Genomic DNA, 16,029 nt, shown 5'->3' on the forward strand with positions numbered 1-16,029 from the left:
AGGCGTGCTGCGTATTCTACTGATTTCGGCTCCTGTGTCAAACACTTTTTTGTTTTTTTTGAAAAAAATGATGTATCGCTACCTTTCTTTGCATAGACAGACATATATTAAGGTATATGCATTTTTTAAGAATTCTAGCCCATTAGGATTTATTTTCTGACAAGGCTGGCTATCCCCACATTTTTTTGTTAATCTTCGCGATTCAACTATGGTGGCTCTATTGGTCCCTTCGCGGCGATAGATCGTGAACCCCGTCAGGCCCGGAAGGGAGCAGCGGTAACGATTGATTCGAGCGCCGAGGTGTGGCTCTTAGAGCTGCCGCCCAACTTGTGAAAACATGTATGAGCTATCTGGCACTTGCCCGTAAATGGCGACCACGTACTTTTTCCCAACTGGTTGGCCAAGACCACATAAATAAGGCATTGATTAATGCGCTGAATCAGCAGCGATTGCACCATGCCTATCTCTTCACTGGCACTCGTGGTGTAGGAAAGACGAGTATTGCCCGCATTTTGGCTAAATCCCTTAATTGTGAAAAAGGAATCAGCTCAGAACCTTGCTTGCAGTGCAGTATCTGCAAGGCAATTGAGCAAGGTCGATTTATTGACCTAATCGAAATTGACGGCGCATCCAAAACTCGAGTCGAAGACACACGTGATTTATTGGATAACGTGCAATATGCACCTGCAATTGGTCGCTTTAAAATCTATTTAATTGATGAAGTGCACATGCTCTCGCAACATAGCTTTAATGCCCTTCTAAAAACACTGGAAGAACCACCAGCACATGTTAAATTCATTTTAGCAACCACTGATCCTCAAAAGCTTCCAGTGACGGTCTTATCTCGTTGTTTGCAATTTAATCTGAAACACCTAGCTACAGAGTTAATTGCTCAGCACTTGCAGTGGATTCTTAAAGAAGAGCAATTTGATTTTGAAATTCAAGCTGTAGATATATTAGCTCAAGCTGCGCGAGGCAGTATGCGTGATGCCTTAAGTCTTTTGGATCAAGCCATTACTGGCTGTGATACCCAATTACGCGCCGGTGATGTTAAAATGATTTTAGGTTATACCCAACATGATTACGCACTGCAATTACTACAAGCTTTAGCAGAACAAAATGCTTCTGCTGTGTTAAATATTAGCCAACAAATCTCCATTGAAGGAGGACCTTTTCAATATGTTCTCGATGAACTGCTTCATGATCTTCACCAAATAGCTATCTATCAAGCTATTGGAGATAATAATCCTTTAATTAAACCTTCATCGGAGATCATCACTCTAGCACAACACATTTCAGCCGAGGACATCCAGCTGTTTTACCAAATTGGTCTTAAAGGAAGAGAGGAAATTCATCTTGCTCCTACGTTGAGCATTGGCTTTAATATGACTCTGTTACGTATGTTAACTTTTAGACCCGTTCCTAAAGAGGCTCTTCCACCTTTGGCAACCTATACAAATACCTTGCAGCCCCAACAATCATTGGCAGAGGCACAAGTTTTTGTGGATGCACCGGAACAATGCACTCCGGCCCCTCTCACTAATGATGAGAGTTGCGAGCCTCAAGAAAATGAGCAAGCAGAGGAACAACAGCAACAGCAACAGCAACAGCAACAGCAACAGCAACAGCAACAGCAACAGCAACAGCAACAGATTAATCGCGAAGCTAAAGACTGGGCAAGTATTATCCCGCAGCTGAAGCTTACCGGTTTGGCACTTAATGCAGTAGAAAATGCTGAATTAATTGCTAAGGATGGGCGAGAGATCACATTACGTGTGGCAAGGGGACACCAATCCTTATTTACGCCAACCGTACTCTCACGCATTGAAGCGGCACTGGGCCAATATTACCAGCATCAAATAAAAATTACTTTAAACAGTGATGAGTTGGTGCAAGCCTCGCCTGCCCAACAAAAGGAGCAAGCGACGCAACAAAAGCAACAAAATGCTGAACTCGCATTGAACAATGACCCAATGTTCCAACAACTTCAGCAAGAATTTTCAGCGGAATTGGTCAAAAATTCTATTGTCCCGCTAAAAGATGACTTATAATGTATTGAATTTTAAACCTAAACATGTGAGGCCTTAATAATGGATATGAATCAAAATCTTGGTAACCTGATGAAAGAAGCGCAAAAAATGCAACAACGCATGCAAGAAGCGCAACAACAACTAAGCCAATTAGTTGTCACAGGTGAAGCAGGCGGTGGTATGGTAACGATTAAAATGAATGGCCGACATGATGCTACTGAGGTTAAAATCAAACCGACAATGATGGAAGAGGATGTTGAAATGTTAGAAGATTTAGTTGCTGCGGCAATTAATGATGCAGTACGAAAAATTGAAAAAGCATCTAAAGAAAAAATTAGTCAATTAACTGCAGGCCTCAATATTCCAACTGATTTAATGGGTGGTGATAAGGGCGATAAGGAATAGTCCTAACGATGGATATGTTAAACCGTTTGGTAGAAGCGCTTCGCTGTCTACCAGGCGTTGGTCCAAAATCAGCGCAGCGTATGGTGTTTCACTTACTCCAGCATCAAAGACAGAGAGGATTACACCTTGCATCATGCTTAGAACAAGCAATGAACAACATTCACCATTGTGAACGCTGTGCTAATTATACAGAGCAAAGAATTTGTGTCCTCTGTCAAAATACAAATCGGGATTCATCCTTACTTTGTGTCGTAGAAAGTCCTGCCGATGTATCGGCTATAGAGCAAAGTAACGCGTTTCAAGGCAAGTATTTTGTTCTTATGGGAAAAATATCGCCACTAGATGGATTAGGACCGGAAGACATAGGATTACCTCGGCTTAAAAATCTCATCATTCAAGAAAATATTAAAGAAGTGATATTGGCGTTAAGCCCTAGTGTAGAAGGGCAAACTACCATTCATTTTATTCATCAGCTTTTGCATGATCTACCAATCAACATAACACAATTGGCGCATGGCATTCCTTCTGGGGGAGAATTAGAGTTTTTGGATGGCAACACTATAGGGAATGCCCTGCGCAACAGAGCAATAATTCATGTTTAAAACAGTATACCTTCGTAAATGCCTTTTCATATTAATGCTCCTCATTTCGGGGTTAGCAAATGCATCTTTTTATAAAAATTTATGGCCAAGATGGGAAGTAAATAACCCTTTGTCGAAAGAAGTTATCTCTCACAAACTTTGGCAGGATTTTCTAAATCGTCGTATTGTTTCCAGTGAAGAAAATATCAATCTAGTTGATTATGGCCACATGACGCAAATTGACTTGAATCTATTGAAAGACTATTTAAAAAGTATGTCTGAGATAAATATTGAAAATTACAATCGCGATGAACAATTAGCGTATTGGATTAACGTATATAATGCACTGACTGTACAAGTTATAGCTAATTATTATCCCGTTACTTCCGTCCAAGAAATTAACATATCACCAGGATTATTCAGTATAGGCCCCTGGGGAGCGAATCTAATCACAGTAAAAGATACTGCGTTAACTTTAGATGATATTAATAACCGCATAATCAGAGCGATTTGGAATGACCCTCGCACCCATTATGCTTTAAACAATGGTACTATTGGCGCCCCAAATCTGAGTAGAAAAATCTATCAAGGAAATCTCCTTGATGAGCAATTAAACCTAGCTGCTTCAACTTACGTCAACTCACTCAGAGGTGTAAATGTCATTGAAGGGAAACTCATCATCTCTAAATTATATGATTGGTACGAAGAAGATTTTGGCGGAACTAAAAAAGACATCATTTTTCATTTACAACAATTCGCAAAAGAACCGTTACTAAGCCAACTTAAGCACATCAACACCATTGATAGTTACATCTATAATTGGCATATCAATAGCCCTTCTGCTGATCATGAATAAATTTATTCTCGGGTCTGTTTACAATTCGCTAGATTGAGGCAAAATGGCGAATTTTAGAGAATGAGGTTTAGAAAATGAATCGTGGTGGATTTTCATGGAAAAGACTGGTTGGTATCTCTGCGCTAAAAGCCAAAATTTCACGAAAAATTGGCATTCCCCTGACTCAATCAGGGAGAGAAAGAAAATTAGGAGCTTTAATCATTAAATATTTAAGCTCCTTCTTTTTAGAAACAAAAAAGAAAAAATAAGGTATCGCTTAGTAGCTGTTGACGTTCGCTTGCGCTCAGAAATGAGCGGCTTCCAAAAGTAGAATGCTCAGCAGACCTATTCACTTTGTTTAATCAAACTCTTCAATCGATTGGAATAATTGTTCAATAACATTGCTCGGAACTACATGAGCGTGCTTATAAATCCTAATCACTCTAAATACTGCATCACGATTACGCGGGTCTATATCAACGTTTATTTTTGCTAAATCACAAAGATATGTTTCAGCAAGCAAATGTCGATTTTTTAATTCGATTCGTAATGCATCCATCACACAGTATAAAGCCTCAAATACCTCGACTACTGCAGCGCGTTCTTCTTTATTTAGCGAGGGCAACCAATCGAAAGTCCCCCCTTGGGCAAGCTTAAAAAAAGTAAACAATAGATAGCGAGTATCATCATTGGCAAAATAACCATATAGATCCAAACATTCTGTAGTAGTGAGTTGACTGTATAACACCACCATTTTTTCTTGAAAAATAACCGCTCGTTCTTCTTGCGCTACAATTTTGGACAATAAATTTTGCTGCAGTACCATCACCGCATCGATTAATCGATTAGGGTTAAACCAAAATTTATAAGCTCGCATCAGATCATGCAAACAATCAATGGCCACATGTTTTTCCTGAATTAAATTTACATTGGCTTTCAATTTCTTAACTGCAGCCTGCAGCACCAGTCTGAATTCCTCATTGCCCTCGATAATGATACCTTGAGGTAATTCTTCATCATGCAAAAAGTAATCGCTTCCTGGAAGCAAGTCATTTTGTAAAGCAACCTTATATAATTGTTGTTGCATTAATTCGATATAATGATGCAATACTCCTAAACGCACTTGCACCGAAACAAGCTTTTCTGGATGTACTCCATCAACAAACAATTTGTCCGGGTGTATCTTGTAAAAGAAAATAGCATTAACTAAAGCAGCAAATTCTGGATTAGAAAAATAATCCAATACCTCTTGCTGCTGTTCAACACTCCAGCCTTGAAATAGAGCTGCGAGTTCGGCATGAACCACATCATTTTTATTGATAAAATCAACAAATCCTTCCAGCCATAAATTAAACTGTCGCTTAGAAAATAATTGTTGTAATTGTTGCGAATATAGAGGGATTTGATTCCTAGAAACTAAAGGCTCTTCAGGTTGAATACATTGATATAAAGAAATGATTTCCAATAAAAGCTCTTTTTGTTCTGCAAAAGTTAGTGTCGCAGTAATTTTTTGCTCCAAAAGAGCGATTTGCTTAAAATGTTCTGCCCAGTGAGTCCTAGTCACTACTTCTTTTGGTGCATTGATTGCTACTTTATGGCCAATTAACTGCAAATAATCAAGATACTTATTCGCAATAGACTGACACAATAAGCTGATTTTCTCAGAACAAGCCTCGAACTCATTAGAATCTTCTAAATGTTTTTGAAGGTTGTTTTTTAATCTATTGAGTTCGTATTTGGTTAAAGCCTTTACTCGATCATTTTCTGTAACAAACCAACTTGTAAATTGAGCGCTATGATGAGTCATCCTATCTCCTTAAGCGGCGTCCTGAAGTAACATCCGACTCCAATCTGGAATATTTTATGATAGAGCCGATGTCCAACAGCATAGAAAATCGAGCATCTACAGCCAGTTAAAAGCTCCGACTCACTGCTGATTCAACTACTTTTTCTAGGATAATATCGAAAATAATTGCAAGTCTATACTAATCTTGCCAAAATTATGACGAATAGTGCTTATAAAAACCGGGAATAAATTAATGCCACACCCCAGTTATCTATTATTTATTGATAACGATCCTGTGAGTGAGGATCTCAAAAAATACTTTGCTCAATTTAACATAAATATCATGCAGCAACATCAATTAACTCCCATGCAAAACGGATTGGGGAAGCCTGTTGCCATTCTAATTAATTGGTCTATTTTAAAAAATGAACCGCAGGCAATTCATCAATTTTATACAGATTATCCAGTACCCTTATTGATTATCAATGATACTCCAGACGAAGAGGCGTGTATCAAAGTGCTGGAAGCTGGAGCAGATGACTTCATTGTAAAACCACTTTTACCAAGAGAGCTTCATGCTCGTGTCAGTGCGATTAACCGGCGTGTTTTACGTGCACAGCAACAATCTGATCATGAAAAAGAAGTTCTTGTTTTTGCTAATTGGCGGCTTTATCCCGCATCCAGACAAGTATTTAGTAATGCGAATGAAGAGTTGTCATTAAGCGTAGGGGAATACGACTTATTACTTACTTTCGTACAACAACCCCAACGTATCTTGGATCGCGAGCTTCTATTACAGATCACTAAAAACAGTGACTTAAATCCTTTTGATCGTAGAATTGATGTACAAATAAGCAGGCTTCGTCAGAAGATTGAAGTGGATGCCAAAAAACCTGCATTAATTAAAACCATCCGCAATGGGGGTTATATGTTCACAGCCCAAGTAGTCACCATCAAAGAAGGCGATACAAAATAGTATTGCCTCACACTCACAGACTTTCAAATACGCTGTATATATTTTATACTTAAAGTGCATGGATTGTGAGGTGACCTAATGGAGAACACAAACGACCTTATTGATTTTAAATTACTTTTTGAGTCTGCTCCTGGACTTTACCTTGTGCTGGATATAGATTTTAATATCATTGCAGCCAGTAATAATTATCTGCAAGCCACTATGGTAACCAGGGAACAAATTATTGGGAAAAATATATTTGAAGCGTTTCCAGAAAATCCAGAAGACCCTCATGCAAATGGAGCAAGTAATTTAAGTAACTCATTAAATAGAGTTTTAAAGAATAAAACACATGACGCAATGGCTATCCAAAAATATGATATTCGTCGTCCTACAGAACAAGGCGGAGGATATGAAGAACGGTATTGGAGCCCCGTAAATTTACCCGTTTTAGATGCCCATAAAAAAATTAAATATATTCTTCATCGTGTCGAAGATGTTACCGAATACATCAAGCTAAAAAACACGCGTTCTGAACAATTAAAAATAATGGAAGAACTTCGTACCCGAGCTGGTGAGATGGAAGTTGAAATTTATCAACGCGCTCAAGAAATTCAGGTAGTAAACAAACAGTTGCAAGATGCGAACAGTCATTTAGCATTACTTGATCAAATGAAAACACAATTCTTCGCTAATATTAGCCATGAATTGCGCACACCACTCATGTTAATTTTAGGACCAATAGATATCTTGTTGCAGGATAAAGCATTAGGGCCAGACCACATAAAAAAAATGCACTTAATGAAGGAAAACGCCCTCCTTTTATTAATGCATGTCAATGATTTATTAGATATTGCGAAATTTGATTCAGACAGACTAAAAATTAATTATTACAACGTTGATTTTGTCCTCCTTATTAAAAAAATTCTTTCCTTATTTGCAGCGGATATTGAAGCCAAAGGATTGCATATTTCTTGCTCTTTCCCTAAACAATTATCCATGCAGATGGATAATGAAAAAATCGAGCGTGTTATCCTAAATTTACTCTCCAATGCAATAAAATTTACGTCGTCTCATGGAACAATTTGCCTTAAGTTATATAAAAGGAAAAATCATGCAGAATTTTCTATTGAAGATGATGGTCCAGGTATTCCTGCAAAATTTAGAGAAGTGATTTTTGAACGCTTCTTTCAATTGGAAGAAAGCATGCGTCATTCAACTGGTACTGGTTTAGGATTAACAATTGCAAAAGATTTTATCGAATTGCATCAAGGTACAATTAAAGTACATCAAGCCAAATTAGGAGGGGCGCTTTTTGTCATGCAAATTCCGTTAAATGCTCCAACAGAGCACTTGGTACATAGCGAACAACCAATACAAAGAACGATTGAAGTACCACGTATTGTGAATAAACAACACAAAATAGTGACTATGCAGCTAAATACTGAAGGTAATGTCAACCTGCCACTGATCTTAGTCGTAGAAGATAATTTGGCCATGAATGAATTTTTGTGTGAGCTTCTAAGCAACGATTATCGCATCGCCTGCGCGCAAGATGGCAAAGAAGGTTTGGATAAAGCAATTCAATTACATCCTCAAATCATCATTAGCGATATCATGATGCCCAAGATGAATGGTATAGAAATGGTGCACGCCATTAGACAACATTCTTCCCTACTGTCTACCCCTATTATGATTGTAACGGCTAAAGCAGACGATGAACTATGTGTACGTATGCTCCAAGAAGGAGCCCAAGATTATATGATTAAACCGTTCTCTACTAAGGAGTTTAAAGCCAGAATTGCAAATTTAATTTTGGTTAAACATGCTGAAGATGAGTTGGAGCGATTTGTTTATTTAGCGTCTCATGATTTAAAATCACCATTGCCAGCAATTGATCATTTAGTTTCATGGATTGAAGAAGACGTAGGGAACCAATTAACTCCCCAATCACGAAAATATCTATCGTTCTTACGCAAACGCACGTATCGCATGTCAAACTTGCTGGATGGGCTATTAAAATATGCTCAAGCCGGAACGATACACTCACCAGTCGAAAAAATTAATTTCCCTGACTTAGTAAACACTGTAGCCCACGAAGTAGAGGCTGCAAATGACTTTAATATCTGTTGCGAACATTGTGCTTTTACGGTTGAGGCAGAAAAAAAGCCCTTACACGAAGTGATTTATGAACTGGTTGATAATAGTGTGAAACATCACCATCTGCAAAAAGGACACATTCAAGTGGGCGTGGTAGAACAAAACGACTATTATGAGTTTTTTGTCGCTGATGATGGCCCTGGTATTGAGCTTGTGTACCAAGACCGTATCTTCCAACTGTTTCAAACCCTACAACCGCGTGATATTGTAGAAAGCTGTGGTGTTGGGCTTAGTATTGCCAAGAAAATTATTGAAGCCCAAGGAGGCAGTATTTGTGTCAAATCAGATAAAAATCAAGGTTCAGTATTTCATTTTACGTGGCCAAAACAAATGGGAGGTGTGGTGTGACTCATGAACATACGATCCCCCATATCTTAGTGGTTGATGATGATGAAATTGATTGTATCTACGTAGAAAGAGAGCTAGGTAAATTAAATTTGCCACTAACACTGCAAATCGCAAAAAATGGGATTGAAGCCTTAGACATATTAATAAATGATAAAACTGAAACTGCAATAATGCCTGCGATTATTATTTTAGATTTAATGATGCCTAAAATGAATGGCATAGAGTTCTTACAATCATTCCGCACCCATGCAGAATTTAATAGTGTACGCATTTTTGTTCTTACCACGTCTAATAATAATAAAGATAAAATCGCGACCCAAAATTTTGATATTGATGGGTATTTTGTGAAGGACACTCAATTCCAAGAGTTTCTTAGTCAGTGTAAAAATATATTGGAAAACTTAAGAAAATAAATGCAATCATTCTCGCTCGCGTTATTCTTATTGATACAACGTAGGCTGGGCTGATAAGCCCAGCAACGCAAAGTCTTAGGATTGGCTAATTGAGCTTACAGTGATGGGGGTTTATGAGACACATTTTAGCGAATAAGAATTAACAGCAACCGCTGGGCTTAACAACCCAGCCTACGCGTGGTTTTTATTTACGTTTCTTACTCATTTTGAATACTTTCACACTTTTAATCGTATTATCGCCAACTTTTAATACTTCCATTTGATAGTTCTCTATAGTCAAACATGAGTCTGCGGGAGGAATATATCCAAGATGCTCTACGATTAAGCCACTTAAAGTTTTGGGTCCTATCATGGGTAAGTGCCACCCCATTAAGCGATTTAAATGGCGTAATGTTAAACTGGCGTCGACAATAACTGAACCATCATCTTGTGGCATAATATCACGGCTTAATGCAGCTACATCGGTAGTAAACTCGCCGACGATTTCTTCGAGTATGTCTTCCATAGTAACTAAGCCCTGAATATTTCCATATTCATCGACAACAAAAGAGCTACGTCGTTTCATTTTTCTGAAATTTAAAATCTGAGTATTGAGGGGGGTCGCCTCAGGAATATAATAAGGCTTATCCGCGGCAGCCAACAGGCTATTCAAATCCAACTCATTTTCTATCGCCAGATTTAATATGTCGCGTACATGAATCATTCCTACTAAATCATCAATTGAATCACGGTATAAGGGCAAGCGAGTATGCTTTGCTGTTTCTAATTGATAGAGAATTTCCGACCAAGGTTCCTCGATATCAATCCCAACGATATCTGATTTAGGGATCATAATATCTTCTACAGTTGCTTGCTCTAAATCCAGTAGACTAATTAACATACTTTTATGTTCAACAGGCAATAAGCCTCCTGTCTCATGCACCACCGAGCGTAATTCCTCTCCAGTCAACGATTCTTTTTGTATTTTATCAATTGAGACGTGAAATAAACGTAAAACCCCATTAGACATAAAACTGGTTATGTACACAAGAGGAGCGAAAATCAATTGGAGAATTTGCAAAGGCAATGACGTAGTAAATGCAACCTGCTGTGGATAAATTGCTGCAAATGTTTTTGGTATCATTTCCGCAAACACTAAAACCACCAGCGTTAACACCGCCGTTGCTATAGCAATACCCGCATCGCCATAAATATGCTGACCAATCAGCGTTGCTATTGTTGAAGCGAGAATATTGGCTAAGGTATTACCGATTAACACCACACTCAATAATCGATCAGGTCGGGAGAGTATTTGATTTACTCTTATTGCCTGTTTATTTTCTTTTTTGACCAGATGTTTTAACTTGTAGCGGTTAATCGACATCATACCAATTTCAGTGCCTGAAAAAAAAGCGGCCAATAAAATTAAAAAAAGCAGTATGATACACAATGTAGAAAGATGGAATGCCACCGAATTTCCTTAAGCCTTTTATGACCCGAAATAAAGTACCATATGGTGTCAAAGAAAGCGAGATAGCGTCTATTTGAAATAATTTTAACATTACATGGATAAAAAAAACATCTAGCCATGTGTTCTAGATTTGAAGCATCGTTTATGTAGAGTGAGTTTTGCTCAGGTATTTTTTTGCAAATGTTGAATGATAGAGGCTATTTACTGGATTACTTGCGTCAATACAAACTACTCATGCTCATTGTGGCTTAAATCAAGTAGGTCGGGCCATGGCCCGACAAAATTCTGCGGTTAACCAAGTAACGATTTTTTCGCCATATCGGCAAAAATTTATCTATTTTTTTCTTTACCGTTAAAACGAGCCACACTGGTCATAATTTCTTCAAATGCAGCATCAGGACCAACCCAACCGTTTAGTTTCACCCATTTACCCTCTTCTAAATCTTTATAATGGCTAAAAAAGTGCTCTAAAGAGTTTAATAAATGTTGGGGAACGTCTTCGTGTGTTTGAATCGATTCATAAATTTTAGTGAGTTTATTGGTAGGAACGGCTAAAATTTTAGCATCAACACCTGACTCATCAGTCATTTGCAACATCCCCACTGGTCGACATGGAATCACTGAGCCACCAACAAGGGGAACTGGAGTTATAACTAACACATCAACAGGGTCTCCGTCTTCAGATAAAGTGTTTGGGATATAACCATAATTAACGGGATAGAACATTGGTGTTGATAAAAAACGGTCAACAAATAACACCCCAGATTCTTTATTTACTTCATATTTTACAGGTTCACTGTGCATAGGAATTTCAATAATTACATTAATTTCTTTGGGTAAGTCACGACCACTGCTAATTTTCATTAAACTCATTTATTCATCTCCCCTCTTGTTGAATAAAAATAACCTGGCTTTTAAAAGCATAAAATATGCCTTTTTTGGAGCACTCAATCTCAAAGCAATTCCCAGCATACTGAGCGATTTTCATTTTAAAAATGATCATGGCACGAATGTAGAATTACGCTATAAAGCGGCTATTATGCGAAAAAACACATCAAAAGGCAAAGAGAAGCTGTCGCATTATCAGCAATGCAATGTATAATAGCTCTTTTAATCAAAATGAGATTGCCCATGGATTGCTTGTTTTGCAAAATTGCACAAGGTGCGATTCCTGCATCAGTAGTTTTCGAAGATAGTGAGATAATGGCTTTTCGTGATCTTAACCCGCAAGCACCTCAACATTTGCTGATTATTCCGAAGCAACATATTGCTACACTGAATGACGCCAGCGATGAAAACCAGGCCCTGTTGGGAAAAATGATTTTAGGGGCAAAAAAAATTGCTCAAGCTGAAGGAATAAGTGACGCAGGATATCGATTAGTTTTTAACATTAATCCCGATGGTGGCCAAACAGTATATCACATTCATTTACATTTACTGGGCGGACGTCATATGACTTGGCCCCCTGGCTAGGAAATAACTATGGAAAAACTCTATAAAGAACTGCTAACACAATTAGGTGAAGATGTAACTCGGCAAGGATTGGTTGATACGCCTGCACGTGCCGCCAATGCAATTCGTTATTTAACGAAGGGTTATAATGAAAATCTAGATGACATCGTCAATGATGCCCTTTTTGATTCGGACATGAATGAAATGGTCATCGTCAAGGATATAGAAATGTATTCTATGTGTGAACACCATTTACTCCCATTTCTCGGCAAATGTCATGTTGGATACATTCCTAATGGAAAAGTAATCGGATTATCAAAAATGGCGCGTATCGTTGATTACTTCGCTCGACGCCTGCAAATTCAGGAACGTTTAACTACGGAAATAGCAACCTGCTTGGAATCAATTACTGGTGCGCGTGGCGTGGCTGTGGTTATTGAAGCAAAACATCTGTGTATGATGATGCGCGGAGTTGAAAAGCAAAACTCAATAATGACCACCTCAGTAATGCTTGGTGAAATGCGTAATAACCCAACAAGCCGTGCTGAATTTTTAATGTTGACGCAAGGCAAGTAATCCAGCTTTAATTTCTTCATTTAAGCATTAATATCCTGGATAGCAAGCGTTTACGTAATAGCTTCAACTTAAGCTTTTATACCTACTTGTATGTATAAGCCCAGCAAAGGCATCATGAGTCTAGGATTACGGCTTCGTCTAATCCTAGAGACTCCTCATATCGAGTAGACTGTCAGCAAAAAACTCACTAAGTGTAGGCTAGGCTACTAAGCCAAGCATATAGCAACGCCAAGAAAAGCCGGGAATAAGTTACTTATTAATTAGCTTACAGTAGAGACTTCATGATGGAGTTTTGGATAGTACGCATTAACTCAGACGATGCTGGGCTTAACAGCCCAGCCTACATCGGTCATATTTGTCAACGAAATAGCAGAATAATAGGTCGTTCAGAAAGGGCTTGAAATTACGCTGCGCCTACATCAAGATGCAGGAGCAGCAATCAACGAAAATTTACTCTTCTTCGTCTACACGTTCATCCATATTGGCGGCAGCGTCTTGTTGTCTTTCTGCAACTTGCTCTTCTGCCACTGGAGCAGCGGCTGCTCCTTCAACTTGAGGCTTATCTTTCCACTCAAGCTTCACGCGGCCTTGCTTATCAATACCAGCAACAAATACTTCAATATCTTGGCCTTCTTGCAATACAGATTCAACTTTTTGTGAGCGATCACTGCAGATTTGCGAGATATGTAGTAAGCCATCTTTTCCAGGTAAAAGATTAATAAACGCTCCGAAATCAACAATCTTACTTACTTTGCCCTGATACGTTTGCCCAACTTCAATTTCAGCAATTAACGCCTTAATTTGTTTTTGTGCTTCTTCCAATGCCTGCATATCTGGGGAAAATAATTGAACCACACCTGTATCATCGATATCGATTGAAACACCTGTGCTCTCAATCAATCCTTTAATCGTTGCGCCACCTTTACCAATAATAGTACGGATCTTATCTTCAGCGACTTTCATAGTAGTAATACGAGGTGCATGTTGTGATAATTCATCTCTGTGTTCTGATAATGCATTATTCATGACGCCAAGAATATGCAAGCGGCCCGCTAATGCTTGGTCTAGCGCTTGTTCCATAATTTCATTGGTAATCCCCTGGATTTTAATGTCCATTTGCAATGCGGTAATCCCTTGTTCCGTTCCAGCAACTTTGAAATCCATATCACCTAAATGGTCTTCATCACCCAATATGTCCGTTAACACGGCGAAGCGCTCACCTTCTTTAATTAAGCCCATTGCTACTCCAGCTACTGGAGCTTTCAATGGAACACCCGCATCCATTAATGCAAGGCTGGTACCACATACTGTAGCCATTGAGCTCGAGCCATTTGATTCAGTAATTTCAGAAACAACTCTTAATACATAAGGAAATTCTTTTGCTTCTGGCAATACTGCAACAATCGCTCGTTTGGCTAAACGGCCATGTCCAATTTCTCTACGCTTAGGACTGCCAACCATACCTGTCTCACCAACAGAATATGGAGGGAAATTGTAATGTAACATAAAGCGGTCTTTTGTTTCGCCAGCAATATTATCCAGCATTTGGGCATCACGCTCATTGCCTAGAGTCGCAACGACAATAGCTTGTGTTTCACCGCGCGTAAACAGAACAGAACCATGCGTTCTTTCTAAAAGTTTCGTGCGAATCGCAATAGGACGCACTGTCTTATGATCACGGCCATCAATTCGTGGCTCGCCATCCAGGATGCGATTACGTACGGTAGCGCGCTCTATTTCAACAAACATCGTACCAATAACATCCGCTTTTAACTCATCATTTTCAGCCTGCAAAGCAGCAATTGTTTGCTCTTTTAATTCACCTAGACGTTGATAGCGCTCTTGCTTGTCTCTAATCAGATAAGCGGCCTCAACTTCTTGTTTCGCCATATCAGCTACTCGTTGTTGCAAATGAGTATCTACTTCACGTGCAGTCCACTCCCAACGGGTTTTTCCTGCTTCAGCAGCCAGCTCTTCTATTGCTTTGATCACATTTTTCATCATTTCATGGCCAAACATGATCGCGCCACGCATAATGTCTTCACTTAATTCTTTAGCTTCTGACTCAACCATCAAAATAGCGTCTTTAGTTCCGGCAACCACCAAATCCAGCCTAGAATACTCTAAGTCTTTACGGCTGGGATTCAATAAGTAAATGCCATCTTTATACCCAACACGTGCAGCACCAATTGGTCCATTAAACGGTACACCAGAAAGCGCTACGGCAGCAGATGAAGCAATCATTGCAACAATATCTGGAGAAACTTCAGGGTTTAAAGAAAGAACAGTGACAATCACTTGGACTTCGTTACAAAAACCATCTGGAAATAAAGGTCGAATAGGACGATCGATAAGCCGTGAAGTTAATGTTTCATTATCAGAGGGTCTGCCTTCACGTTTGTTAAATCCGCCGGGGATTTTACCTACCGCATAAAATTTTTCCTGGTAATTTACTGTCAGAGGAAAAAAGTCATTGTTTTCGCCACCTTCTTTTTTACCAACTACAGTAGCTAATACTTGGGTGCCATTCATGCTGGCTAATACTGCTCCATCAGCTTGTCGTGCAATTTCACCAGTTTCCAATATAAGAGTGTGGTCACCAAATGCTATTTCTTTTGTAAACTTAGCCACGTAATCTTCCTCATTAAGTAATTATAACGAAAAAAAGGCGCTAAAAATTGCGCCTTTATTTAAAGTATCTTGTATAAAAAACATTTCCAAAGAAATGTGTTTGCTCATCAATCAATAAGAATCTCTCAGCTCTAGCGATTGAATCAATGTTTGATAACGAGCTTCATCGTTGCGCTTTAAATATTTTAACAACTTACGACGCTTATTAACGAGTTCTTGCAGTCCACGACGAGAATGGAAATCTTTTTTGTGCTCTTTAAAATGCTCAGTTAAATATTTAATGCGGCTTGTAATAATAGAAACCTGAACTTCAGGCGAACCTGTATCTGTTTCAGAACGCTTGAATTCATTAACAATTGCTGCTTTATCCGCGCTGCTTAGCGACATTATACACTCCCGGAACTACT

At 38.8% G+C, this 16,029-nt stretch carries 15 protein-coding genes and 1 other RNA gene; 11 read left to right on the top strand and 5 right to left on the bottom strand.

The window, feature by feature from the left end:
- Positions 1-218: 218 nt before the first annotated feature.
- The 6 genes from ffs (at position 219) to BGO44_RS13890 (ending at position 4,120) form a co-directional block, all read left to right on the top strand.
- An RNA gene (gene ffs / locus BGO44_RS13865) (signal recognition particle sRNA small type) lies at positions 219-315 on the top strand.
- Positions 316-341: 26 nt separating this feature from the next.
- Positions 342-2,051, top strand: coding sequence for a DNA polymerase III subunit gamma/tau (gene dnaX / locus BGO44_RS13870; protein WP_273200221.1), 1,710 nt, complete (start codon positions 342-344; stop codon positions 2,049-2,051).
- Between the two features lie 39 nt (positions 2,052-2,090).
- Complete coding sequence (locus BGO44_RS13875; protein WP_058509528.1) at positions 2,091-2,435, top strand: YbaB/EbfC family nucleoid-associated protein; 345 nt, start codon at positions 2,091-2,093, stop codon at positions 2,433-2,435.
- Positions 2,436-2,443: 8 nt separating this feature from the next.
- On the top strand, positions 2,444-3,037 hold the full coding sequence (gene recR, locus BGO44_RS13880) for a recombination mediator RecR (protein WP_058509529.1): 594 nt from the start codon (positions 2,444-2,446) through the stop codon (positions 3,035-3,037).
- Positions 3,030-3,872: a DUF547 domain-containing protein gene (locus BGO44_RS13885; protein WP_273200224.1), complete on the top strand. Its 843-nt coding sequence runs from the start codon at positions 3,030-3,032 to the stop codon at positions 3,870-3,872. Before recR ends, BGO44_RS13885 begins: the two co-directional genes overlap by 8 nt.
- 74 nt (positions 3,873-3,946) lie before the next feature.
- On the top strand, positions 3,947-4,120 hold the full coding sequence (locus BGO44_RS13890) for a hypothetical protein (protein WP_193393381.1): 174 nt from the start codon (positions 3,947-3,949) through the stop codon (positions 4,118-4,120).
- 89 nt (positions 4,121-4,209) lie between these two features.
- Here the strand turns inward: BGO44_RS13890 and BGO44_RS13895 are convergent, their stop codons facing one another.
- Positions 4,210-5,658, bottom strand: coding sequence for a hypothetical protein (locus BGO44_RS13895; RefSeq protein WP_058509531.1), 1,449 nt, complete (start codon positions 5,656-5,658; stop codon positions 4,210-4,212).
- Between the two features lie 232 nt (positions 5,659-5,890).
- Here BGO44_RS13895 and BGO44_RS13900 point away from each other — a divergent pair, with 232 nt between their 5' ends.
- The 3 genes from BGO44_RS13900 (at position 5,891) to BGO44_RS13910 (ending at position 9,513) form a co-directional block, all read left to right on the top strand.
- Positions 5,891-6,613, top strand: a complete 723-nt coding sequence (locus BGO44_RS13900; RefSeq protein WP_058509532.1) for a winged helix-turn-helix domain-containing protein — start codon at positions 5,891-5,893, stop codon at positions 6,611-6,613.
- 78 nt (positions 6,614-6,691) lie between these two features.
- Positions 6,692-9,100 (top strand): ATP-binding protein, encoded by a 2,409-nt coding sequence (locus tag BGO44_RS13905; protein ID WP_058509533.1) that lies wholly within the window; start codon positions 6,692-6,694, stop codon positions 9,098-9,100.
- Entirely contained in the window at positions 9,097-9,513 is a 417-nt protein-coding gene (locus BGO44_RS13910) for a response regulator (RefSeq protein WP_058509534.1), read from the top strand. Before BGO44_RS13905 ends, BGO44_RS13910 begins: the two co-directional genes overlap by 4 nt.
- A 184-nt stretch (positions 9,514-9,697) precedes the next feature.
- On the opposite strand, the gene BGO44_RS13915 is transcribed toward BGO44_RS13910, so the two are convergent.
- Positions 9,698-10,963 (bottom strand): HlyC/CorC family transporter, encoded by a 1,266-nt coding sequence (locus BGO44_RS13915; RefSeq protein ID WP_058509535.1) that lies wholly within the window; start codon positions 10,961-10,963, stop codon positions 9,698-9,700.
- Between the two features lie 330 nt (positions 10,964-11,293).
- Positions 11,294-11,836, bottom strand: a complete 543-nt coding sequence (gene ppa / locus BGO44_RS13920; protein WP_058509536.1) for an inorganic diphosphatase — start codon at positions 11,834-11,836, stop codon at positions 11,294-11,296.
- A 258-nt stretch (positions 11,837-12,094) separates the two neighbouring features.
- Between ppa and BGO44_RS13925 the strand changes: the two genes are divergently transcribed.
- Positions 12,095-12,436, top strand: a complete 342-nt coding sequence (locus tag BGO44_RS13925; RefSeq protein ID WP_058509538.1) for a histidine triad nucleotide-binding protein — start codon at positions 12,095-12,097, stop codon at positions 12,434-12,436.
- A gap of 9 nt (positions 12,437-12,445) precedes the next feature.
- Entirely contained in the window at positions 12,446-12,991 is a 546-nt protein-coding gene (gene folE / locus BGO44_RS13930; protein WP_058509539.1) for a GTP cyclohydrolase I FolE, read from the top strand.
- A 450-nt stretch (positions 12,992-13,441) separates the two neighbouring features.
- Here the strand turns inward: folE and pnp are convergent, their stop codons facing one another.
- Positions 13,442-15,622: a polyribonucleotide nucleotidyltransferase gene (gene pnp, locus BGO44_RS13935; RefSeq protein ID WP_058511641.1), complete on the bottom strand. Its 2,181-nt coding sequence runs from the start codon at positions 15,620-15,622 to the stop codon at positions 13,442-13,444.
- A 111-nt stretch (positions 15,623-15,733) separates the two neighbouring features.
- Positions 15,734-16,009 carry a 30S ribosomal protein S15 gene (gene rpsO / locus BGO44_RS13940; RefSeq protein WP_058511640.1) on the bottom strand — a complete coding sequence of 92 codons (276 nt, stop codon included), beginning with the start codon at positions 16,007-16,009 and terminating at the stop codon, positions 15,734-15,736.
- Positions 16,010-16,029: the final 20 nt, after the last annotated feature.

The organism is Legionella sp. 39-23, assembly GCF_001897665.1.
Taxonomy (GTDB): Bacteria; Pseudomonadota; Gammaproteobacteria; order Legionellales; family Legionellaceae; genus Legionella; species Legionella steelei.

Excerpts from the sequence above, each read along its gene's own strand:
- BGO44_RS13905 (WP_058509533.1), top strand. The coding sequence starts at position 6,692 with ATGGAGAACACAAACGACCTTATTGATTTTAAATTACTTTTTGAGTCT.
- BGO44_RS13895 (WP_058509531.1), bottom strand. The coding sequence starts at position 5,658 with ATGACTCATCATAGCGCTCAATTTACAAGTTGGTTTGTTACAGAAAAT.
- rpsO (WP_058511640.1), bottom strand. The coding sequence starts at position 16,009 with ATGTCGCTAAGCAGCGCGGATAAAGCAGCAATTGTTAATGAATTCAAG.
- BGO44_RS13885 (WP_273200224.1), top strand. The coding sequence starts at position 3,030 with ATGTTTAAAACAGTATACCTTCGTAAATGCCTTTTCATATTAATGCTC.
- dnaX (WP_273200221.1), top strand. The coding sequence starts at position 342 with ATGAGCTATCTGGCACTTGCCCGTAAATGGCGACCACGTACTTTTTCC.
- BGO44_RS13875 (WP_058509528.1), top strand. The coding sequence starts at position 2,091 with ATGGATATGAATCAAAATCTTGGTAACCTGATGAAAGAAGCGCAAAAA.
- BGO44_RS13890 (WP_193393381.1), top strand. The coding sequence starts at position 3,947 with ATGAATCGTGGTGGATTTTCATGGAAAAGACTGGTTGGTATCTCTGCG.
- folE (WP_058509539.1), top strand. The coding sequence starts at position 12,446 with ATGGAAAAACTCTATAAAGAACTGCTAACACAATTAGGTGAAGATGTA.
- BGO44_RS13925 (WP_058509538.1), top strand. The coding sequence starts at position 12,095 with ATGGATTGCTTGTTTTGCAAAATTGCACAAGGTGCGATTCCTGCATCA.
- ppa (WP_058509536.1), bottom strand. The coding sequence starts at position 11,836 with ATGAGTTTAATGAAAATTAGCAGTGGTCGTGACTTACCCAAAGAAATT.
- BGO44_RS13900 (WP_058509532.1), top strand. The coding sequence starts at position 5,891 with ATGCCACACCCCAGTTATCTATTATTTATTGATAACGATCCTGTGAGT.
- recR (WP_058509529.1), top strand. The coding sequence starts at position 2,444 with ATGGATATGTTAAACCGTTTGGTAGAAGCGCTTCGCTGTCTACCAGGC.